The 21185-nt window shown below is 54.9% G+C and carries 20 protein-coding genes, 2 pseudogenes and 1 riboswitch; of the genes and pseudogenes, 16 read left to right on the top strand and 6 right to left on the bottom strand.

Annotated elements, in window-relative coordinates:
- Positions 1-172 precede the first annotated feature (172 nt).
- Positions 173-367 carry an aspartyl-phosphate phosphatase Spo0E family protein gene (locus tag MHH28_RS31350; protein WP_405117354.1) on the top strand — a complete coding sequence of 65 codons (195 nt, stop codon included), beginning with the start codon at positions 173-175 and terminating at the stop codon, positions 365-367.
- Between the two features lie 188 nt (positions 368-555).
- Here the strand turns inward: MHH28_RS31350 and MHH28_RS31355 are convergent, their stop codons facing one another.
- A complete protein-coding gene (locus MHH28_RS31355; protein WP_405109423.1) occupies positions 556-1689 on the bottom strand; it encodes an IS4 family transposase in 1134 nt (377 codons plus the stop codon).
- Between the two features lie 223 nt (positions 1690-1912).
- Here MHH28_RS31355 and MHH28_RS31360 point away from each other — a divergent pair, with 223 nt between their 5' ends.
- Positions 1913-2809: an alpha/beta fold hydrolase gene (locus MHH28_RS31360; protein ID WP_405109426.1), complete on the top strand. Its 897-nt coding sequence runs from the start codon at positions 1913-1915 to the stop codon at positions 2807-2809.
- A 62-nt stretch (positions 2810-2871) separates the two neighbouring features.
- On the opposite strand, the gene MHH28_RS31365 is transcribed toward MHH28_RS31360, so the two are convergent.
- Positions 2872-4161 carry a methyl-accepting chemotaxis protein gene (locus MHH28_RS31365; RefSeq protein ID WP_405109428.1) on the bottom strand — a complete coding sequence of 430 codons (1290 nt, stop codon included), beginning with the start codon at positions 4159-4161 and terminating at the stop codon, positions 2872-2874.
- A gap of 46 nt (positions 4162-4207) precedes the next feature.
- Positions 4208-4948 carry a cache domain-containing protein gene (locus MHH28_RS31370; RefSeq protein ID WP_405109431.1) on the bottom strand — a complete coding sequence of 247 codons (741 nt, stop codon included), beginning with the start codon at positions 4946-4948 and terminating at the stop codon, positions 4208-4210.
- A 257-nt stretch (positions 4949-5205) separates the two neighbouring features.
- Here MHH28_RS31370 and MHH28_RS31375 point away from each other — a divergent pair, with 257 nt between their 5' ends.
- The 5 genes from MHH28_RS31375 to MHH28_RS31395 all read left to right on the top strand — a co-directional run bounded on the left by MHH28_RS31375 (position 5206) and on the right by MHH28_RS31395 (position 9181).
- Positions 5206-5985 (top strand): class I SAM-dependent methyltransferase, encoded by a 780-nt coding sequence (locus MHH28_RS31375; protein ID WP_405109434.1) that lies wholly within the window; start codon positions 5206-5208, stop codon positions 5983-5985.
- A 140-nt stretch (positions 5986-6125) separates the two neighbouring features.
- A complete protein-coding gene (locus MHH28_RS31380) occupies positions 6126-6692 on the top strand; it encodes a cob(I)yrinic acid a,c-diamide adenosyltransferase (protein ID WP_405109437.1) in 567 nt (188 codons plus the stop codon).
- A complete protein-coding gene (locus MHH28_RS31385; protein WP_405109440.1) occupies positions 6689-7759 on the top strand; it encodes an RluA family pseudouridine synthase in 1071 nt (356 codons plus the stop codon). Before MHH28_RS31380 ends, MHH28_RS31385 begins: the two co-directional genes overlap by 4 nt.
- Before the next feature lie 86 nt (positions 7760-7845).
- The gene (locus MHH28_RS31390) at positions 7846-8211 is read left to right on the top strand and encodes an arsenate reductase family protein (protein ID WP_036722484.1); all 366 of its coding nucleotides are present in this window, start codon (positions 7846-7848) and stop codon (positions 8209-8211) included.
- Between the two features lie 28 nt (positions 8212-8239).
- Complete coding sequence (locus MHH28_RS31395; RefSeq protein WP_405109443.1) at positions 8240-9181, top strand: 5'-3' exonuclease H3TH domain-containing protein; 942 nt, start codon at positions 8240-8242, stop codon at positions 9179-9181.
- A gap of 60 nt (positions 9182-9241) precedes the next feature.
- Here MHH28_RS31395 and MHH28_RS31400 read toward each other — a convergent pair whose 3' ends face one another.
- Together MHH28_RS31400 and MHH28_RS31405 are read right to left on the bottom strand one after the other, a co-directional pair.
- Positions 9242-10219, bottom strand: a complete 978-nt coding sequence (locus MHH28_RS31400) for a hypothetical protein (protein WP_405109446.1) — start codon at positions 10217-10219, stop codon at positions 9242-9244.
- The gene (locus tag MHH28_RS31405; RefSeq protein WP_405109449.1) at positions 10216-10629 is read right to left on the bottom strand and encodes a peptide deformylase; all 414 of its coding nucleotides are present in this window, start codon (positions 10627-10629) and stop codon (positions 10216-10218) included. The genes MHH28_RS31400 and MHH28_RS31405 overlap by 4 nt, the downstream gene beginning before the upstream one ends.
- Positions 10630-10817: 188 nt before the next feature.
- Here MHH28_RS31405 and MHH28_RS31410 point away from each other — a divergent pair, with 188 nt between their 5' ends.
- Both MHH28_RS31410 and MHH28_RS31415 read left to right on the top strand, forming a co-directional pair.
- A complete protein-coding gene (locus MHH28_RS31410; RefSeq protein WP_405109452.1) occupies positions 10818-12311 on the top strand; it encodes an alpha-N-arabinofuranosidase in 1494 nt (497 codons plus the stop codon).
- A gap of 36 nt (positions 12312-12347) precedes the next feature.
- Positions 12348-12596: a DUF6171 family protein gene (locus MHH28_RS31415; RefSeq protein WP_405109455.1), complete on the top strand. Its 249-nt coding sequence runs from the start codon at positions 12348-12350 to the stop codon at positions 12594-12596.
- An 817-nt stretch (positions 12597-13413) separates the two neighbouring features.
- Here the strand turns inward: MHH28_RS31415 and MHH28_RS31420 are convergent.
- Positions 13414-14346, bottom strand: a complete 933-nt coding sequence (locus MHH28_RS31420) for an ArsR/SmtB family transcription factor (RefSeq protein WP_405109458.1) — start codon at positions 14344-14346, stop codon at positions 13414-13416.
- 139 nt (positions 14347-14485) lie between these two features.
- Positions 14486-14680, top strand: a riboswitch (cobalamin riboswitch).
- Between the two features lie 284 nt (positions 14681-14964).
- On the opposite strand from MHH28_RS31420, the gene MHH28_RS31425 reads away from it, so the two are divergent.
- From MHH28_RS31425 to cobK, 7 genes and pseudogenes are all read left to right on the top strand, one after another.
- Positions 14965-15729: an energy-coupling factor ABC transporter permease gene (locus tag MHH28_RS31425; RefSeq protein WP_405109460.1), complete on the top strand. Its 765-nt coding sequence runs from the start codon at positions 14965-14967 to the stop codon at positions 15727-15729.
- On the top strand, positions 15729-16022 hold the full coding sequence (locus MHH28_RS31430) for an energy-coupling factor ABC transporter substrate-binding protein (protein WP_405109463.1): 294 nt from the start codon (positions 15729-15731) through the stop codon (positions 16020-16022). Before MHH28_RS31425 ends, MHH28_RS31430 begins: the two co-directional genes overlap by 1 nt.
- The gene (gene cbiQ, locus MHH28_RS31435; protein WP_405109466.1) at positions 16019-16804 is read left to right on the top strand and encodes a cobalt ECF transporter T component CbiQ; all 786 of its coding nucleotides are present in this window, start codon (positions 16019-16021) and stop codon (positions 16802-16804) included. The genes MHH28_RS31430 and cbiQ overlap by 4 nt, the downstream gene beginning before the upstream one ends.
- A gap of 44 nt (positions 16805-16848) precedes the next feature.
- Positions 16849-17694 carry an energy-coupling factor ABC transporter ATP-binding protein gene (locus tag MHH28_RS31440; protein ID WP_405109469.1) on the top strand — a complete coding sequence of 282 codons (846 nt, stop codon included), beginning with the start codon at positions 16849-16851 and terminating at the stop codon, positions 17692-17694.
- A 30-nt stretch (positions 17695-17724) separates the two neighbouring features.
- Positions 17725-19221 (top strand): annotated as a pseudogene (gene cobJ / locus MHH28_RS31445) (precorrin-3B C(17)-methyltransferase); the annotation flags it as partial.
- Positions 19222-19308: 87 nt separating this feature from the next.
- Positions 19309-20394: pseudogene (locus MHH28_RS31450) on the top strand (sirohydrochlorin chelatase); the annotation flags it as partial.
- Entirely contained in the window at positions 20391-21185 is a 795-nt protein-coding gene (gene cobK / locus MHH28_RS31455) for a precorrin-6A reductase (protein ID WP_405109472.1), read from the top strand. The pseudogene MHH28_RS31450 and the gene cobK, both read left to right, overlap by 4 nt.

Genomic DNA, 21185 nt, shown 5'->3' on the forward strand with positions numbered 1-21185 from the left:
ACATGGACCTCTTATTCCGGGAATAAAGGCGCTTCATGTCCGGTCGCACAGAACTACACAGTTCTTATCTCTTATCCGGTTGACGCGCGATACTACATCAGGAAGGGTGATTGTGCTGAGCGCAGATTATTACTTATCCTCCTATGGCGGGAAATGTGGTTCCGGAAGCGGGCTGCCTCGCGCCAAAGGAGATGCGAATGCACGCAGGCTCTCGCTGGAAGAAGAAATTCAGATGCTCCGCAGCAGAATGGAACAGCTCTTTATGCAGGAGAATTCCTTTACCTCGGATAATGTAATAGCAATCAGCAGCTTGCTGGATCTCAAGATTAATGAGTATATGAGAGGCCGCCCCCGCAAGAGCAATTAATACAGGATTATATGAAGCGGATGTCTTCCTTTGGGGAGATGTCCGTTTTTTTGAAAATAATTATAAGCTTTACGCTATAAAATTATCGATCTATTTCTAGTTGAGGGCTTACCGTGCCCCGATCAGTGTGCGAGGGGGAGGTTTATTAGGCTTAACTGCAATTTGTACAGGCCTGTTGATTAGCTAAATTATGGGAATGCAAGATCATTAGCGAAAAAGGTAATCCATTCTACGGGTAAACGTTGCAGCGTAAATAAGCGGTCAAAGTCGGCAAACGTTAGTTTTGCGCTCCAATGCACCCCTGCATTCCCTTCGTCAAACAGGAATTTTAATAACACATAAACCAGTAGAGCCGTATATAACTGGCCGTACACAGCGTTTGGTGTGGTCCCAAATAAGGTTGGAATGTTTAAGTGCTGCTTAATCCAGCGAAAAAACACTTCAATCTGCCACCGCTTTTTGTAGATTTCTGCAATCCGCTCGGCGGAGTGCCAGTGCAGATTCGTAGCAAGGATCACCGGATTGCCTTGCGGATCTCTTAGGATCACCACGCGAAAACGGTTTTTGGAAAGCCCTTGTTTTTTTCCCAATTGGCAGGTGAAATCTTGTTCGAGTGTTCCCGTGAAGGGTTCGCTTCGCGTTCGGGAGACCGGGGAGTGAAAGAGCGTGTTGTCCCGAAGCCGAATAACAAAGAATTGGTGCTGCTCCAGATAGTCATCGAATCGTTTGTAACCGCTATACGCCCGATCAGCTACGAGAATAAACCGCTTGTCGGTCACCTCGGGACAGCTTTTGAAATCATGGGAATTCCCTGTGGTCTCGGTCACCTTATGGAGCCGGCCTTCATCGGCCACTACCGACACGTGCAATTTAATTCCCGCTCGTTCGCCTTTCAGCAGAGCCCAAGGAAGCCGCCCTTTACCCACGGTAATTTTAGTGGAATCGACGAGCAGTAACGCTTTGGGAATCCCTAAATGTCTTCGGGTCGAGCGATTACACCGATCGATCATGAGGTTCAGCAGTTGCTTAAAAAGCTCGAAGGGAACCTTCTTCGCTTTTTTCGAGAGCGTAGAATGGTCTACGGGTCTGAGGCTGCTTGAAACCATGCGTACTTCACCATCCCGATACCCCTTCCACTGCTGGAACGAAGCCTCCGCCAAGAACAAGAAGAGGTCATAGACGGTGAATTTCCTTGCTTTATCGACATATTCAAGTTCTTGAAGAAACGGTGAGAGTTTCTCTTCGGGAATCACCGATTGCAGAATGTTCGAGATTGAAGTAGACTTTAGGTCGCCTCGTTTCGGATGTTTGTAGGGGTACAAACACTTTACCGAATGAGCGGCCTTTTTCTACCTTTTTTTAGCTAATCAACAGGCTTGCAATTTGTACAACTAAATCCCCGGATGTGCCGCCGAATCTCTGTTTAGATGTATTACACTTATCTCTGGTGATTTACTACGAACGAAGCTTTATACCTTGCTGCATTTATGGAATGAAATCACTTGTTTAGTTCTGATAGGTAATTAATTAGAGGGGAAGTCTGAAATGATCAAGGTATTTAAAAGCGAGGCCGGCAAAGAACAGGTTCTAAGGTCCTATAACCAGCTTCTTGAAGCGTGGGGGACGGAATATCAGGAGCTTGATGTGGAGACCCCTTATGGGACAACCCATTGTATAACAGCGGGAGAGCCGGAGTCCCCGCCTTTGCTTCTGTTCCATGGGGTAGGCGATAATTCGGCCGTGATGTGGCTGCTGAATATGAAGGAGCTGTCCCGGCACTTCTACTGCATTGCAGTAGATACGCTGGGCGGACCGGGGAAGAGTGTTCCAGGTGAGAGGTTCGATAAACGGACCTTTGACCAGGTTGATTGGATCAACAAGGTTGCTGACGGGCTGAAGCTTGACCAATTCTGTGTGGCAGGCGTGTCAAACGGAGCGTATATGGCCTTCAATTACACGGTGAACGGGCCGGGAAGAGTGCTGAGGGCTGTCTGTATGGAGGGAGGAATGGTCACTGCTCCAATTAAAAGTATGATACATACGCTGATGATGATGTTCCCGGAGATTCTTATCCCTACACGCAGCAATCTGCTCAGGGCAGCCCGCAAGCTCAGCTCCCCGGCTTCAGGCCTGTTCGACAAGCATCCTGAAGTCGGGGAGCATCTGGTGCTGTTAATGCAGAATCATAACCAGCAGGCGATGTTCGCCCATAAGCTTCAGCACTACGAACAAGAGAAAGCGGTTACGTTCCGGGATCAGCTATACTTCCTGCTGGGTGATTATAAGCTGAAGCAAAAGCGGGAGCTCACTGGAACATTGGACGCTGGCGGGTTCCGCTACACAGTTATCCCGGACGCCGGTCACGGCGTGAATCACGAGCAGCCGGAGCGGGTCAACCGGGAGCTGGTGGCTTTTTTGAAGGGGAGTGGGGGGAGCGAATGACTACATAAATAACCCCCTATCCTGGTCCGAAGACCTATCAGGGGGTTAGCACTGTTGCTCAGTTAGTTTACCTTGAACGCGGCCACTGCCTGCTGCAGCCCATCAGCCATCTTCGCCAGCTCAGTAGAGGCTGCGGCAACCTCTTCCATGGAGGCGAGCTGCTCCTCGGAAGCCGCGGCAGCGCTCTGGGAACGCTCAGCGGCCTGCCTGGCCACTTCAGCCATCTCCGCCACGGAGGAGGTCAGCTCCTCGGTTCCGGCCAGCAGCTGCTCGGAGGAGGCAGACATCTCATGAACCTGGGTATTAATCTCGCCGATACCGCCGAGAATATCCGTGAACAGACGCCCGGCCTCGCCTACCATCCGCGAGCCTTCCTGAACGGCGCCGGCATTGGCCAGCACCGCATCTGAGGCTGCCCGGTTGCCCTGCTGGATCTCGAGAACCAGGGTGCTGATAGACCCGGCGGCTTCGGCCGTCTGCTCGGACAGCTTCTTCACCTCACCGGCCACTACAGAGAAGCCCCGCCCGTATTCGCCCGCTCTGGCTGCCTCAATCGCCGCGTTCAAGGCCAGCATACCGGTCTGGTCGCTGATGCCTTTGATCAGACCGATAATGTTGCCGATCTGCTGGGATTGTGCGCTAAGAGAGGTAATCATGCTGGAAGCATCTGCGGCGGTCCGCTCCATCTCTCCCATCTGGTCCACCGCCTCCGTAATGATGGAATGTCCGTTCTGCGCCTGGCCTGCCGCCCGCCCAGCTGCTGCGGCGGTGTCCATCGAGGCCTCCGCGATCCGCTGCACACCGGCGGCCATCTCCTCCATCGCCCTTACAGACTCCCGGGTGGACTGAAGCTGCTGATCCGCTCCGGCTGACAGATCCTGAATATTTTCCACAATGGCCTCTGTGGTGTGGTTGGTCTGATTGGCGCTCGACATTAATTCCTCCGAGGTCGAGGCGACTTGCAGGGAGTGATCGGCAATGGTCCCCAGGAGTCTGGTCAGATTGGTCATCATCTGGTTCAGATACCCGGCCATTTTGCCGAATTCATCCTCACTGTCCACCTCCAGCTTCCCGGTGAAGTCTCCGGCGGCCATCTGCTGGGACATCTCATTGACACGGGTCAGTTTACGGGTAATATAGCGGCTGTATAGATATACGGCTGCTACCGTCAGGATAAGACCCGCCAAGCTTACCAGCAGAATAGACCTTAGCAGCCCTTTAAGCGGCGCGTACAGCTCTTGCTCCGGCATGGCGAGACCAACGGTCCAGCCGGTATCCGGCAGTTTTTCATAATACATCTGAATGGTTCCGCCGGAATCAGCATAGGTTACCTTCCCCTGATTCTGCTGCAATATTTCGCTTCCCGCTGCGGACAGACTGGCGTTTGGTTGTCCGTTATTATTTGAGCTGCATATTCTTCCCGCTATCCGGTCCGGCAATGTAATTCCCCTGCTTGTCCAGCAGGAAGGCCCATCCGGTCTGTCCAACCTTGGTCTGTTCGATCCTGCTCTGCAGCGTCTTGAGATCGATATCGCCGGCCATGACACCCAGCAAGGTATTCGTGGTATCCCGGAAAGGAACAGCAAATGTAGCCATCGTTGTCCCTGTAATTGTGTCATAGAATGGATCTGTAAACGCAGCATGCTCCCTGCCAATGGTGTACCAGCTCTGCCCGTGATAATTATAATCGGGGTCATTATACTGCTCGGTAGTCACAATCTTGTCGCCGTCACGGTGGGCATAGGTGGAGAAGTACTTCAGAGCACTGTCATACCGTCCGGGTTCAAAATAAATGCCCACACCATATGTATCCGGATTGGCCTTCAGCGCACTGGACAGCATGGTACGGTATTGATCCAGTGTGAATGCATCAGCGTGGCTCTCCAGCGTCCGTGCCAGAACCTCGGGAACCTTGCTGTGCACACTTAAATTTCCGTTAATTTCGTTAGAAATATCCGATATCTGCACATTCATTTTTTGCGTAACCTCGCGCTGGATAATGCTCTTGGAATACATGTACGATAACAGAGCGACCAGCACCAGCGTGATCAGAAAGATGGGCAGGATGAATGCAAATGTTCTCATACGTATGCTTTTGAACCGGAGCCTGGAAATCCCCTTGTGAGCCATATTAGCCATGTTAGTCCCCCCTTAAATAGTGAAGCTACTTATACCTATACTGAATATCATCGGTCGGAGAGCGGAATAAGTTGCGGTATTTTGTCGAAAAAAATAAAAAAATGTCGTTTATCCCAACTTGCAGGTTACGTCCAAAGGCGGAGACGGCGGCAGACCCGGGGCGGATGTTCGCTTCCAGCCGTAGGCATATAATGAATATTCACGAGCATCACAGAGTATGGGCTTGAACCGTACTGTGTCAGGAGAGGAAGATATTCATGCTGCATGATCAGCTGTTGAGAGACCCGAATACATATGAAGAGCTTAAGCTGGAGGGCACGGGGGCGGTCAATCCGGCGAATGGACAGCAATATCCGTGGAAGCAAGGGTATTTGGCTTTTATGGAGGAAGCGGATGCGGCAGGCAGTAACCGGAAGTACCTGGAGCTGTACAACCGGATTGCCCGTTTCTACCGGCTGTCGAACAAGCTGTATTTCGCGCTGAAATTCGGCGGAGAACGCAGCTATAGAGAGCAGTTTCTGTCATCGCTTGAGCTGCGCGGCGGTCAGCGTGTGCTGGAGAATTCGGTGGGCAGCGGCGATAATTTCCCGTACCTTAACATGAAGGCCAAAAACGCGCAGGCCGAGCTGTACGGGCTGGATATTTCCAGTGGAATGCTGAAGCAGGCGGTGCGTAATCTGCGGCGGTGGAAGCTGGAGGCACATTTGTTCCAGGGGAACGCAGAGAGGCTGCCTTTTCAGGACAATAGCTTTGACTGTGTGTACCATGTAGGCGGAATCAATGTTTTCAGTGATCCGCATGCTGCGATACTGGAGATGATCCGGGTGGCGAAGCCGGGCACAAGGCTGATGATTGCCGATGAGACGCAGAAGCTGGTGAAGGGAACGTACGGGAAGGTGCCGGTGGTTAAGGGGTATTTTGCAGAGGGAGAGGACTTGCCGGAGATGCTTGGACTGATTCCGCAGGAGATGCTGGAGGTAGAGTACAAGGAGGTGTGCAAGGGCCTGATGTATTGCATTACCTTTCGTAAGCCATGAGGCAGGTTGAGCAGGGAGACAATTAAGGCTTCCTCTTAAGGCAGTTATTTACATAGCGGAAAAGTTGATCTTTGTTTGCCACCCTACCTAAGAACGATTACACTATTAATATGTGATTTGCAACTTAGGAGGGAAGTATCATGGCGATCTATACGCGTACGGGGGATAAGGGCGAGACCTCGGTTATTGGCGGCCGGGTGGGCAAGGACGATGTCCGCGTCGAGGCTTACGGCACCATTGATGAGCTGAACTGCTTCGTTGGCCAGGCACGGAGCCTGATGGAGGACGAGCGGTTTCTAGATGTCCGCGAGCAGCTGCTGGAGATTCAGCATGAGCTGTTCGACTGCGGATCGGATCTGGCATTCGTGAAGCTGAGTGAGAACCGCTATAAGGTAAAAAGCGAGATGGCCACCCGCCTGGAAGGCTGGATCGATGCGCTTCAGGCCGAGAATCCGGTGCTGGAGCGCTTCATTCTGCCCGGCGGAAGCCAGCTGTCCTCGGTGCTGCATGTCTGCCGGACGGTCTGCCGCCGGGCAGAGCGCCGGGCAGTGACGCTGGGCCGGAGTACGGAGATTAATCCTGAGGCGGTAATCTATCTGAACCGGCTGTCCGACTATTTCTTCGCTCTGGCCCGTGCCGCCAACACCCGGCTGGAGATTGCTGAAGTAGAATATCTGCGCAGCAAAAAGGTGTTCCGGAACAAATGACCAGCTATTATCCGCCCATCTCCTATATAGTGCCGCCGTCCGAGGACGGCTGGCTGCTCAAAACCATCCTGCAGAAGCGGATGGATGTCTCCCGCAAGCTGCTCTCCCGGCTCAAAATGACGGACCTCGGCATTACACTGAACGGAGAGCGTGTATATATCAGCGTTAAGGTCAGCACCGGCGATCTAGTGCAGATCCGGATGGAGGAGGAGACCTCAGAGGATATTTTGCCGCAGCCGATTCCTTTCGAGATTCTGTATGAGGACGGGCATCTGCTTGTGGTAAGCAAGGCCGCAGGAATGATTGTCCATCCGACCCACGGCCATTATACCGAGACCCTGGCGAACGGTGTGGTTCATTACTGGGCAGAGAAGGGCGAGCGGGTCCGCTTCCGCCCTGTACACCGGCTGGACCAGGAGACCTCCGGGGTGCTGGTGATTGCCAAGAACCCTTACAGCCACCAGCACATCTCTGAGCAGATGATCGCCGGCACGGTGGACAAACGGTATACCGCGTTCGTACACGGCGTGCCTGCTCTGCCAAGCGGCGATATCGACGGTCCGATCGACCGCGACCCGCTGGAGCCGCACCGGCGGATTGTGACGCCGGACGGCTATCCTTCATTGACCCGTTATGAGGTCAAGGAGGTCTATGGCAGCGCCGCTTCACGCGTCGAGCTGAAGCTGGAGAGCGGGCGCACCCATCAGATCCGGGTGCATATGGGTTCGGTCGGCTGCCCGCTGATCGGTGACGGGATGTACCGTCACCCGCTGTATGGGCAGGCGGCGGCTGCGCCGGGCGAAGCGGCACATACGCAAGAGCAGGCGCTGCCGGGCGGGCCGCCGGAGGCGCGGGTGGCGACCGCAGGCGGCGCAGCGCTGACGCCTGCCGAAGCCGCGCAGCTCGCACAGGTCGCGGAGCTGGACGCGTCCATTCCGCGCCAGGCGCTGCATGCGGTGCGGCTGGCTTTCCGGCATCCGGTGACGCATGCCGAGCTGGTCTTCGAGGCTCCGCTGCCGCCGGATATTGCGCTGCTTCAAGAGAAGCTGCGGCAGTCGGCACGGTAAGGGCCGGGCATGTCCTGGCCGGCCTCAGCTGCCAAAATGCAGCATTTTACATGCAATTTATATTTTATATATAGAAGGAGAACCCGATGAGTGACCTCAAGGTATATCAATATCCGAAATGCAGCACCTGCCGCAGCGCAGTGAAATGGCTGAAGGAAGCAGGGCATGAGCTGGAGCTGCAGCATATCGCAGAGCAGCCGCCAACCGTGGAGGAGCTACGCGTGCTGGTGAAGCACAGCGGCCTGCCGCTGAAGAAGTTTTTTAATACAAGTGGTGAGGTTTACCGGGAGCTTGGCCTGAAGGATAAACTTGCAGACTTAAGCGAAGACGAGCAGCTTGCGCTGCTGTCCGCGCATGGGATGCTGATCAAGCGTCCGGTGGTTACTGACGGCAAGAAGGTTACCGTAGGCTACAAGGAAGACCAGTACGCCGAAGCTTGGAGCAACGCCTAAATTTATGGAATACAAGGAGAGGTTACACATGAGCACAGCAACAGAACTGAAGGGCCGGGTAATGATCGTTGATGGAATGGCTCTGCTGTTCCGCGCTTTTTATGCTACCTCTTATGGAGGCTATATCCGCAAGACCCGCGCCGGGCTGCCGACGAATGCGGTGTATGGATTTTTGCAGTATTTTTTCGACGCGGTGAGTACATTTGAGCCTTCACATGTCGTCTGCTGCTGGGATATGGGCAAGGGCACATTCCGCTCGGAGAAGTATGAAGGGTATAAGTCGAACCGTATTGACGCGCCGCTGGAGCTGATCCCGCAGTTTGATCTGGTGAAGGAAGTGGTGGCTGAGCTGGGCGTGCCGAATATCGGTCTGGTTGGTTATGAGGCAGATGACTGCATCGGCACACTGGCTTCATGCTACAGCGGGGAGTCGGAGGTCTACATTCTTACGGGTGACCACGACATGCTGCAACTGGTGAATGACAGCGTCAAGGTCGTGATTATGAAAAAAGGCCGCTCGAACTATAAGGTGTACGATCCCGCGGAATTGCTGGAAGAACGGGGCCTCACCCCTGCGCAGGTGATCGACCTGAAGGGCTTCATGGGCGACACCAGCGATAATTATCCCGGTGTGAAGGGCATTGGCGAGAAGACAGCAACGAAGCTGTTGACCGAGTACGGCACAGTGGAAGGCGTGATCGAGAACCTGCATCTGCTGCCCAAAGGCGTACGGGCCAAAATCGAAGCGGACCTCGACATGCTGCATCTCTCACGGGAACTGGCGGAAATCCGCTGCGATGTGCCGGTAGTCTGCGCACTGGCGGACTGTCTCTGGGAGCTGCAGCGGGATAACGCCGCACGCAAGTTCAATGAGCTGGAGTTCGGCAGCTTGATGCATCTGATCGGCGGAATCGCCGAGGAACGGGATGACCGGGGAATCGTGCAGATTGAGCTGGGGGATCTGGGCTGAAGCTGAAATAGACAGCAAACCAAACAAGACAGCAAACAGAAACAAGACAGTAGATACTCACTATCGTGAGCGTGTACTGTCTTGTTTGCGTGTGAAGAGATAGACCGCATTGTCCCCGGAGGGCGGCACAAGGAGGCGGGATAATTCCTCATTCAGCTCCATGCTGAAATGCTTAGCCTTATCATACGCGTCGAAGTCACCGGTGATCGCCGGGTCTCTTGTGCCGATGACGATATACAATTCCACAGAATCCGTATTGAAAACATGCTTCTCATAAGGGTTGCCGGGCACCGGCCAGGAACAAAGTACAACCTTAGGAGCGTATTTGCTAAGGGCAGCTTTGGCATCGGCTTTCTCCACAAAATCGGGGTAGGTGATATAATGCGCCCAGCTATAATCATCAGTTGCCCGGCAGGCTGTGCCATTATCGTTAAGGAATCTCGTCAGGGTACCGTCCCCCGCACCGATCTCCAGGCACTCCCTGTCTCCGATCAGTGCGGACAGCCGCTTGATTAATGAACGGGAATAGAAGCAATAGATCCCTTGTTTATTAACAAGCGGCATGAGCATTTTGGGGCGGATAATCAGCTTCCAGCATACCCGGAACAGAGGGAGCGATACGGGCTTGCGTACAAGCTTCTCCTTGAACAGGAGCTTCTGCAGAATGTAACCATCCCAGAGATTGAACCGGACAGGCCCGGAGGCCGATTCGGTGGAAACCGCTAGTTGCAGCTGTTCGATCAGGTAAATGGCAAAGCGGGCCTTAATAATATGGGGCAGAAAAGCGTTGATGGTTGTTTGATTAAAGCCGCTTTTGACAATTTTGCTCTTCGCTATTTTGGCGCTGCTTGTATAGCTGGCGAGCAAATTATGGATCAGGTTGGCTCGTTTTTGGCCCGATAAGGCATTGATTTCAAGCAGAACCTCGTCTTTATACTCAGGATATTCTGACAAAAGCGTGCGGGTATCGGTCTCATTCCTCAGAATTTGCTCGGCGGCAGCCTTACTGAAGGTTTGCGATTTGGCGTCCCGGCTCAAATGACAATACCCTCGCAGTGATCCACCTCATGCTGAATAACCTGCGCCGTAAATCCGGTAAAGCTATCCCGGTGCTTCTTGAAATCAGAGTCGAAGTATTCTAACTCAATGTAGTCGTATCGTTTCGCCGGGCGTACGCCTTCAAGCGACAGGCAGCCTTCCTCGGTGTCATACGGACGGGCGCGCTTGACGATCACCGGATTAATCATCGAAATCGTCAGCTGCTGCTCCACGCGGATAGCGATGATGCGCTTGTTGACGCCGATCATGTCCGCAGCCATGCCGACGCACCGGTCGGAGTTGGCGTTCAGGGTCTCCACAAGATCCATTAACACGGGCAGATCCTTTTCCGTTGCCGGAGCAGATTTCTGGCTAAGAAGCGATATATCTTTACTGATAGGTCTGATCATTATACTCTCCAGTTGTGCTGTATTTGTGTGTCCATAATATCATTTTTGGCGGGGAAGTGAAAAGTGGGAATGCGGGAGTTGCTGCTTAAGATAAAGATTGACGAACCGGAGGAAGCTTGATTATAATGTTAATATAAGTGTTAAATGATTAACAAATATATTAACCTAAAGAGGAGCGTTAACTTCAAATGGCAGAACGCATTGTACTGAACACCGACATCCGCAAAGGTAAGATTGACCGCAACATCTACGGACATTTCGCTGAGCATCTCGGACGCTGTATCTATGAAGGCATCTGGGTTGGAGAAGATTCCCCCATTCCGAACACCAAGGGTATCCGCAACGATGTAGTGGAAGCGCTTAAGGAAATGAAAATTCCGGTACTCCGCTGGCCGGGCGGCTGCTTCGCCGATGAATACCACTGGAAGGACGGCATCGGCCCAAGCGAAGACCGCAAGCGGATGATTAACACGCATTGGGGCGGCGCGGTAGAGAATAACCATTTCGGTACACATGAATTCATGCTGCTCTGCGCGATGCTGGAATGTGAGCCGTACATCAACGGTAACGTAGGTAGCGGAACCGTTCAAGAGATGTCCGAGTGGGTTGAGTATCTGACCTTCAACGGAGTCTCACCAATGGCTGAGCTGCGCCAAAAGAACGGCCAGGAAGAGGCCTGGAGCGTGAAGTATTTCGGCGTGGGCAACGAGAACTGGGGCTGCGGTGGTAACATGCGTCCTGAATTCTACGCTGACCTGTACCGCCAATATCAGACATATGTACGTAACTATGGAGATAACAAGATCCACCGGATTGCCTGCGGGGCGAATGCGGATGATTATAACTGGACGGAAGTATTGATGCGCGAAGCTACCCGCTTCATGGATTCGATTACCCTGCACTATTACACCCTGCCTACTTCGGACTGGAATCATAAGGGCGCGGCTACGGGCTTCGGAACAGACGAATACTTCACAACGTTGAAGAAAGCACTGTTCATGGATGAGCTGGTTACCCGCCATATCGCTATCATGGACAAATACGATCCTGAGAAAAGAGTGGGCCTGATCGTTGACGAATGGGGCACCTGGTACGATGTTGAGCCGGGGACGAACCCGGGCTTCCTCTACCAGCAGAACACGATCCGCGATGCGCTGGTTGCCGGCCTGACCCTGAATATTTTCCACAAGCACAGTGACCGTGTACGGATGGCGAACATTGCCCAGACCGTGAACGTGCTGCAGGCGGTTATTCTGACCGAAGGCGAAAAAATGCTCCTGACCCCAACCTACCATGTATTCAACATGTACAAGGTGCATCAGGATGCAGAATTGCTGGAGCTGACTGTGGACAGCCCGGTATACAGCTACGAGGGAGTGGACATTCCTGAGGTATCGGCTTCCGCTTCTGTAACCGCAGAAGGCGTAATCCATGTCAGCCTGTGTAACCTGAATCATGCGGCATCAGCAACCCTGCCGCTGGAGCTGCGCGGATTGGCTGGCCAAGCATCCGTAAGCGGTACTACTCTGGCTGGTGCTTCCATCGATGCTCATAATACTTTTGAGCAGCCGGAAGCTGTAACTCCGCAGGAATTCAGCGCCTTTAAGCTTGAAGGGGATACGCTGACTGTAGAACTGCCGCCAATGTCGGTAACCGTTCTGGAAATTACTCCGAAGGCGTAAGGAACGCAGGATGACTACCACTTCAACCTGCAAGGGATGCCGGGAGAGTACAAGGTCACGGACGCACAGATTGCCCGGATTCTGGCTTCCTCCATGTTCAACCCCGGCAATACCGCTTCAGACGAGGTCTATGCCGAGCGGCTTGCGCTGTGCGGGGCTTGCCCCAAGCTGCAGGATGGTGTAACCTGTACCGCCTGCGGCTGTATCATTCCTGTCGTGGCCCGGCTGAAGGCCCGCAGTTGTCCGTTGCCGGGCGGTGGAAAATGGCAGCCGGTCAAGGAATGACGGCTCGCGCCTGACGGCAAGGGGCCAGGCGAAATAGATAGGCTATAAGCCGCTTTTGCCATAAGAGACGGATGATCACAGATAGCCCCTCCAACCTGCACAATGCAGCGGTTGGAGGGGCTTTTTTTGCGTTGTGGAGGAGAGGGGGAAGGGGAGAAGGAAGTGTGAAAGGGAGGCGAAGGTGCAAAGTTAATGTGCAGATATAGAAGGAAGAGAATGGTGAAAAAGTAAAGGGGATAAATCCCATGGGTGCGGCGGAAAGTGGGCTGGATGAGGAAATGAGAGGGATAAATCCGAATTGGTGGGGTGAGAAGCTGGCTGGTTGGATGTTGGGAAGGGCATTAGTGCCGGCCGAAAGTGGGCGATGAGCGGAAATGAAGAGCACTAATGCACCTGAATCGGTCAAAAGTGGGATTTGAGCGAAAATGAAGAGCATTAGTGCACCTGAATCGGCCAAAAGTGGGATTTGAGCGGAAATGAAGAGCATTAGTGCACTTGAATCGGCAAAAAGTGGGATTTGAGTGAAAATGAAGTGCACTAATGCACCTGAATGGGCCAAAAGTGGGCCTGAAGCAGAAATGAGGAGTATTGGCTCCAAAAGTAGCTGAAATGAAAACTAACCTAAATTAGTCTAACTAATAAATCTTACCTACCTACCTACCTACCTACCTACCTACCTACCTACCTACCTACCTACCTACCTACCTACCTACCTACCTACCTACCTACCTACCTACCTACCTACCTACCTACCTACCTACCTACCTACTAGTACATAGCCTTCTACACCCTGCCACAAACCCTGCTAAGCAGGCTTTTACAAAGAATCAGGCAAATCTGCCACAGTATCCGTATAAAACAGCTCAAACACAAGATCCTCGTTGTAATTGCCGAAGCCCTTGCCGAACAGGGTGAGGCCGCCGATGTGCTCGGCATCCTCCTCGACTGAGAGCCGGAAGGTCCATTGTTTATTGCGGATGCCTACCTGATCTAAGGTGACTTCCGACAGCTTTTGCCCGTCCATGAAGGTGCCCGCCTGTGTAATCCGCAGCTGCTTGAGCAGGCCGTATTGATTGGTGAGTGCAGGCCACCAGGCCGGTGTGTATTTTCCCGGGTTATCTCCGTAGTCACCGGGGCTGGTCCAGAAGCCGAGCGATTGTCCGTTCAGCGTGAAGGTAATATCCGACGGCCAGTTGTTGTTGATCGAAGGGGCTTCGGAGGCGATCTCCATCGTGATGGCAAGCTCCTCCGGCTGCTGGCTCGACAGCAGGAAGTTCGGGATTTTATACTCGACGAACCCCTTGCCGAACCACAGAATCCCGGCGTTCACCCGCTCCTGGTCCCAGAAGTAACGGGGATCGTCGAAGTGCCCGATGACCCTCTCCGTCGTAGACAGTCCGCAGGTAGGCTCGATCTGGAAGTCGGAATAATGGCCCACCGGGATGTCCTTGCGGTATCCTCTGCGCGCAGTCCGGGCCTGTCCCGGAAAAACTATCTCTGCCCCGTCGGCGGCCAGTGTACAAATCTTCTGCAGTCCGCTTTTCCCGGGGGCCATATGGCTGGTGATCAGCCCGGCGGCTTCGAGCTTGCGCACATGCATGGTCATAATGGCACTGCTGAGCTTGAGGGCTGCGGCCAGCTCCTTCACGTTCATGGGCTTATCGGACAGCAGCCGCAGCATGTGCAGACGCACGGTACTGGACAAGGCCTCGTACACGGGCAAGGATTGTTCGGTCAGATCAAGTTTCATCGGATGCCTCCACGTTCAGGTTATATAGTTAATAATTATATTACTCAAATAAAATTTCTACAAGCCATGATTGGCTTCCAGGCAGCTTTTCCAATTTATATCACAGACATGCCGAGCTGGGTCCGCTATGATGTGAGATGAATTAGCGATGAAACAAGGTGCTCTTGCCGGATGCGGCAAGGGATAACAGGGAATCGGGTGCAAGTCCCGAGCGGTCCCGCCACTGTATGGAAGAGCTGCACTTCATGAGGTCACTCGGGTAGCCCCGGGGAAGACGAAGTCTGCAGCGCCTGTATTCCAAGCCAGGAGACCTACCTTGTCGACGCACACCACGACTCTACGCGGATAGGAGCGGTGTACGGATAGGTTAATGAGAAGAGGCGTTCTGCCCTGATGGACCGGAGGAATCTTGGAGCTTAGAGAGGACACCGGTTGATAGCTGCGGGATACAAGGATACGGACCATGGTGATGGGACGAAGTAAGCCCCTTGTTCTGGCTTGGCTTCAGGCTGCGCGCTCTGTCGAACTTGCCTGCGTACATACACTCCCACCCTTTAGGGTGGGATTTTTGGGCTTTATCAACTTTAATGGCAAATCAACAAACATGGAGGGTGACAAATGAAAAAGCATCGATGGTGGAGCTTTGCGGCACTCGTTGCCGGATTTACGGTGTACTTTATGCTGAATGAACCGGGGACGGCCCGGGCAATGCACATTATGGAAGGATTTCTGCCGGTAGGCTGGGCGGTGTTCTGGTGGGCGGCGTTTATCCCGTTTTTTGTGCTGGGAATCTTCAAGCTGAGAGCCATGACCCGGGAGAACCCGGAGCTGAAGCTGCTGCTGGGTCTGGCAGGGGCGTTCACCTTCGTATTGTCTGCGCTCAAAATGCCTTCCGTCACCGGAAGCAGCTCCCACCCCACGGGTACGGGACTTGGTGCGGTAATGCTGGGGCCGCTCCCCATGAGCGTAATCGGCTCGATTGTCCTGCTGTTTCAGGCGCTGCTGCTGGCGCACGGGGGGATTACAACGCTCGGTGCCAATGCGTTCTCGATGGCGGTGGCGGGCCCTTTTGCCGGATATACCGTGTATAAGCTGATGATGAAGCGGCGGGGACGCGAGAAGCTGGCCTTGTTCTGTGCGGCGGCGGTGGCGGATCTGAGTACGTATATAGTGACTTCCTTCCAGCTGGCGGTGGCTTTTCCGGCGGCGGATGGCGGCGTGCTGGCCTCTTTTCTCAAATTCGGGGGCATCTTTGCCGTGACGCAAATCCCGCTGGCCATCAGTGAAGGGCTGTTGACGGTACTGCTGTGGAACTGGCTGAAATCGTATAGCCCGAATGAATTGTCGCTGTTGAAACGCAAGGTGAACGGAGGAAGAGCCTAATGAGCAATAAATGGAAAAACGGGTTGATGCTGCTGGTTGTTATTCTGCTGGTTATTCTGCCGCTGCTGCTGGTCAACGGGGAATTCGGCGGGGCCGATGATGTGGCTGAAGGTGTAATTACCGAGATTAATCCTGATTATAAGCCGTGGTTCAAGCCGCTGACCGAGCTGCCGGGTGAAACGGAGAGTATGCTGTTCGCATTGCAGGCCGCGATTGGTGCCGGTGTAATCGGTTATACCCTGGGGCTGCTCAAGGGCAAGCAGGGCGGGACGAAGCAGCATAGCAGCAAGTGATCCGGCGGATTGACGTTCTCTCCTACAATAATGCGCTGCGCCAGTTGTCCCCGATGTGGAAAAGCTCGTTCGCAGCCCTGATGTTCCTGCTCTCTTACATCGTACATCCGGTACTGCAGGCAGCAATCACCCTATGGATGATGTCATGGTGTATCCTGCAGGCCCGGATTCCCTTCCGTGCGTATGGCATGCTGTTCGGTACAGCGCTGCTGTTCTATGCCCTTAGCGTGCCTGCACTGCTCGTGGAATTCGGGCATCCGGCAGCGGGAGAGCCAGGAATATTCCCGCTGCCGGGACTGCACCTGCCGGTATATATTACAGCGGCCGGGCTTCTGCGCGCCGGAGAGCTGCTGGCCAGGGTATCAGCCTGCATGAGCTGCTTCTTCTTCCTGATGTTCACTACCCCGTTCAGTGAGCTGTTGCAGGTGCTCCGCAGGCTGAGGATGCCGCAGATTGTCCTGGAGCTGATGCTGATTATGTACCGTTTCCTGTTCCTGCTGAGTGATGCGGCGCACGGGCTGCTGCTGGCCCGCAGGCTGCGCGGAGGCCGCCGGGGTTACAAGGACAGGCTACGGGAGACTGCGGCCATGGCGGGAGCGCTGTTCGGCAACACGATGCACCGTTATTACGGATTATCGCAGGGGCTGCTGGCCCGCGGATTCACAGACGATATTATCCTCCCGCCCTATACTGCGCGCCCTGTGCCGCGGCGGTATGCCGTTCAGGCTTATGCCGGTATTGCGGCACTGCTGCTGGCTGAGATGTACTTGGCTCTGCGGTGATCTGTGTAAGCAAGCTGTAATCAAACATATGAAAGGAGTCGGCCATGGATCAGGAATATAGTCTGGCTTGTGACGGCGTGGTGTTTCATTATCCGGACACGAAGGAGCCTGCACTGCATGAACTTACGCTCGCTATTCCCAAAGGCAGCAAGACGGCGGTGCTCGGTCATAACGGTTCGGGCAAATCCACGCTGTTCCTGCATGCGGTCGGCATTCTGTGTCCGCAGCAGGGCACGGTTCTGCAAGGCGGGAAGGTCTTATCCTACTCCAAAAAAGAGCTGGCAGCTCTGCGGCAGAGGGTAGGCCTGGTCTTCCAGGACCCGGAGCAGCAGCTGATCCTCAGCACACCGCTGGAGGATGTGTCGTTCGGGCTGCGCGGCAGCGGCATGGCTGAACCGGCCATTGCTGCGCGATGCCGGGAAGTCATGGAGCTGCTGAATCTGACCGATCTGAGTGATAAACCGATCCACCAGCTTAGCCTGGGCCAGAAGAAACGCACCGCGCTCGCCGGTGTGCTGGCTATGGAGCCGGAGCTGATTCTGCTGGATGAGCCCACCTCATATCTGGACCCGTTATCGGAAACGCAGATGCTGAAGGGTCTTGAAGCGATACATGCTAAGGGGACAACTGTAGTTATGGCTACGCATGATATGGACCTGGCCTACCGCTGGGCGGACTGGATTATTGTACTGGATCATGGAAGATGCCGGGCGGCGGGGAGGCCGGAGGAGATTTTTGCGGAGCGGGAAGAGCTGCTGGCTATCGGGCTTGGATTACCGCTGCTGGCCGATATATGGTTCAGCCTGCCTGCCACCGTGACCATAGGGCAGAGCGCTCCGCGCACTTCGGAAGATTTCACAGCCATACTGCACAAGCTGCTGGAGAGTTAATACAGATATTTCACGAACGGGGGAAGAAGGATGGAGAAACAAGGAAAGCTGCTGATTATAGGCTTTGGCCCCGGAGCGCTGGAGCATATTACCGGCCGCGCACTCGCTGCACTGGAGGAGAGTGAAGCGGTCATCGGCTATACCACTTATGTAGATCTGATCAGACCGCTGCTGCGGCACCAGGAGATTGTCGGCACGGGGATGACTGAGGAGGTCAGCCGGGCCCAGGAGGCCGTCCGCAGAGCAGAAGCGGGGCAGAGCATTGCAGTAATCTCCAGCGGCGATGCCGGTGTCTATGGAATGGCCGGTCTGGTCTACGAGGTGCTGATCGAACGCGGCTGGAGCCGCTCACAGGGGGTGCAGGTTGAGGTGATCCCGGGAATATCGGCGATCCAGTCCTGCTCCTCTCTGCTCGGGGCACCGATTATGCATGATTCCTGCACGATCAGCCTGAGCGACCATCTCACGCCGTGGGATAGTATTGCTGCACGCGTGGAAGCGGCGGCGGCAGCAGACTTCGTGATTGCTTTCTACAACCCGCGCAGCGGCAGACGGACGCGCCAGATTGAAGAAGCGCGCAATATTCTGCTGCGTTACCGTGATCCGGCTACACCGGTGGGCATTGTCAAAAGCGCGTACCGTGACGCTCAGCAGACGATCGTAACGACGCTGCAGGAGATGCTGGAGCAGGAGATCGGCATGCTCTCCACCGTGGTGGTCGGCAACTCAGCGACCGTTGTCTATGAGGACCTTATGATTACGCCGCGCGGATATGAGCGCAAGTATAGTCTGGGTGCGAAGACGCAGGCGCTGAAGCCGCATGAGCGGCTGCGTACAGCCGCAGAGCCGTGGTCGCTGGCGGCGGCGGAGTCCGGTCAGGCAGCGGGAGCGGCTGTTGCCGGAGGGACAAATGCTGTTGTTCCGGGGAGAGAAGCGGATTCTTCCTTCGAGCTGGAGATTTCTCCTGCAGTCGGCAGCCGCGGCTTCAGCGGCGATCAGATGAAGCTGCTGGCTGAGCTTGCAGGCGGCGGGGGGCAACTGGTCTATACGAAGGACGGATATTTCCTGCTGCGCGGCAGCCGGAGCGAAGAGACAGAGGCAGGAGCAAGGCTGCTGGAGGCCGGACTGAATGTAAGCAGGCCCGGAGATTACGTGAAAGTGAAGACCTGCGGGTTCTGTGAGCTGCGCAGAAGCGGGGCGTTAAGTACAGCTGTCCGCCTGCATGAGCTGCTGCACGGACTCGCCGTGCCCAGAGAGCTGCACATCAGCGTAGCAGGCTGCGGAATGGCTTGCAGCTCGGCCGTACTGGATGACATCGGGCTGGTATGCTCACGCGGCAGCTATGAGCTGTATCTCGGCGGTAAGAAGTCCGGCCGGGGCGCCCATGCAGGTGCTATGGTCCGTGAAGGAATGGATGAAGAGGAAGCGGTAGCCGCTGTTGCTGCGGCAGTTGAGGATTACAGAGTTCATGGCCGGGAGAAGGAACGTTATCATGCGTTCCGGGAACGGATGGACAGCGCCAAAGGTGGTGCAGCCCATACATCCGGCAACAATAACAGCATAGAAGGAGTGCAGACGATGAGAACGGTATTGCTGGTAGGACACGGGAGCCGGATTCAAGCGGGAAATGAGGAGCTGCTGGAATTCACCCGCCTGCTCGCGGACCGTAAGCCGGAGCTGAAGGTCGAGACCTGCTTCATCGAGCTGGCCTCGCCTTCCATCGCTGGCGGAATTGCCAGATGTATTGAGGGCGGTGCGGCGGAGATATATGTTGTGCCGATTATTTTGTTCGCGGCAGGGCATTCCAAGCTCGATATTCCAATGGCTATTGATGAGGCCAAGCTGAGATATCCCGGGGTGAAGTTCATCTACGGTCGTCCGCTCGGGGTGCAGGAACGTGCCGTTGATATTCTGCTGGAGCGGATTCAGGAAACGGAACGACTCCCAATGGTGCAGGAGAAGGCGGCTGGCGGAATGAACCTGCGCGGGAACGGTTCATCCACGATAGAGGATAAGGATACCATTGTGCTGCTGATGGGACGCGGGGGCAGTGACCCGGATGCCAACAGCGATCTGTATAAAATAAGCCGGTTGCTCTGGGAGAGAACTGGTTACCGCAGCGTAGAAAGCTGCTTCATCGCCATTGCCAAGCCTTCGCTGCCTGAGGGTCTTGAACGCTGCCTTGCGCTGGGAGCGCGCAGAATTATCGTTCTCCCGTACCTGCTGTTCACCGGAGTGCTGATGCAGCAGTTCGCTGAGAGAGTGGCGCAGTTCGCTGCCGGACATCCAGAGCTTGAAGTGGAGATCGGCGGCACACTGGGCGCACATCCGCTGCTTATTGATATGCTGGCTGAGCGGATCGAGGAGACGCTGGAAGGGCGTGCCTTCAGCAACTGCGATAACTGCAAATTCCGCGACGCGGCTTCATTGCACCATCACCATCATCACCATCATGGTGAGGAGGGGCACGGGGGGCATGGGCATGGACATCACGGGCATGGGCATCACAGTCATGAGGGACATGGACACGGGCATGGGCACCATGAGCACGCACACCATGAGCATCAGCATCACTGCCATGGGCAGCATTTTCACCACGAGTGCGAGCATCATGGGCATGAGGAACATACGCATGGGCGGCATGATGTAACGGAAACGGCGGCTCCGGCAGATAACCGGGCGCTTCGCCAGCCGCGATGATCTTCATGTTATGCGGCACCAGCGATGCCCGGGAGCTGGCGCAGAGTCTCACACGCCAAGGACTGCCGCTGCAGGCCAGCGTGGTAACGCCCAGTGGGGCTGAACGCTTGGAAGCGGCAGGAATCCCCGCCCGCGTCGGCAGGCTGGACCGCACGGCGATGATCTCTTTGCTGCAAGCGGGCGGATACCGTGCTGTGGTGGACGGCAGTCATCCTTTTGCGCTGGAGGCTCATGCCAATGCGATGGAAGCTGCTGCTGCGCTGGGATTGCCGTACTTCCGCTACGAGCGGCAGAGTCTTATCTATAACAGCCATCCCCGGCTGCTGCTTGTTCATTCTTATCAAGAGGCTGCGCGCAAGGCGAAGGAGCTGAAGGGTTCTGTGATGCTGACTACCGGCGGCAAAACGCTGGAGATTTTTGCAGAGGAGCTGCTGGGAGACCCGGATATTAGGCTGACAGTGAGGCTGCTGCCTTGTCTGGAGAACCTGGAGAAGTGCGTGGCTCTTGGGATAGAGCAGCGGAATATTATTGCGCTTCAGGGCCCTTTTAGCAGAGAGATGAATGAGGCCTTGTACCGGCAGTATGGCACCCGGGTGATGATTACCAAGGAGAGCGGAGCCGTTGGCTCGGTGGATGAGAAGCTGCATGCCGCGCTGGATATGGGGTTATATGTCATTCTGATTATGCGGCCGGGGATGTCCTTCGGGGATGGCGGAACGGTATTTGATTCTTTTGACGGGATTACGGCTGCTGTGAAGGCTGCGCTGCTAATGACAAGGGAAGAGGGATGA

Source organism: Paenibacillus sp. FSL K6-1217, assembly GCF_045040735.1.
In the GTDB taxonomy this organism is placed as follows: domain Bacteria; phylum Bacillota; class Bacilli; order Paenibacillales; family Paenibacillaceae; genus Paenibacillus_AQ.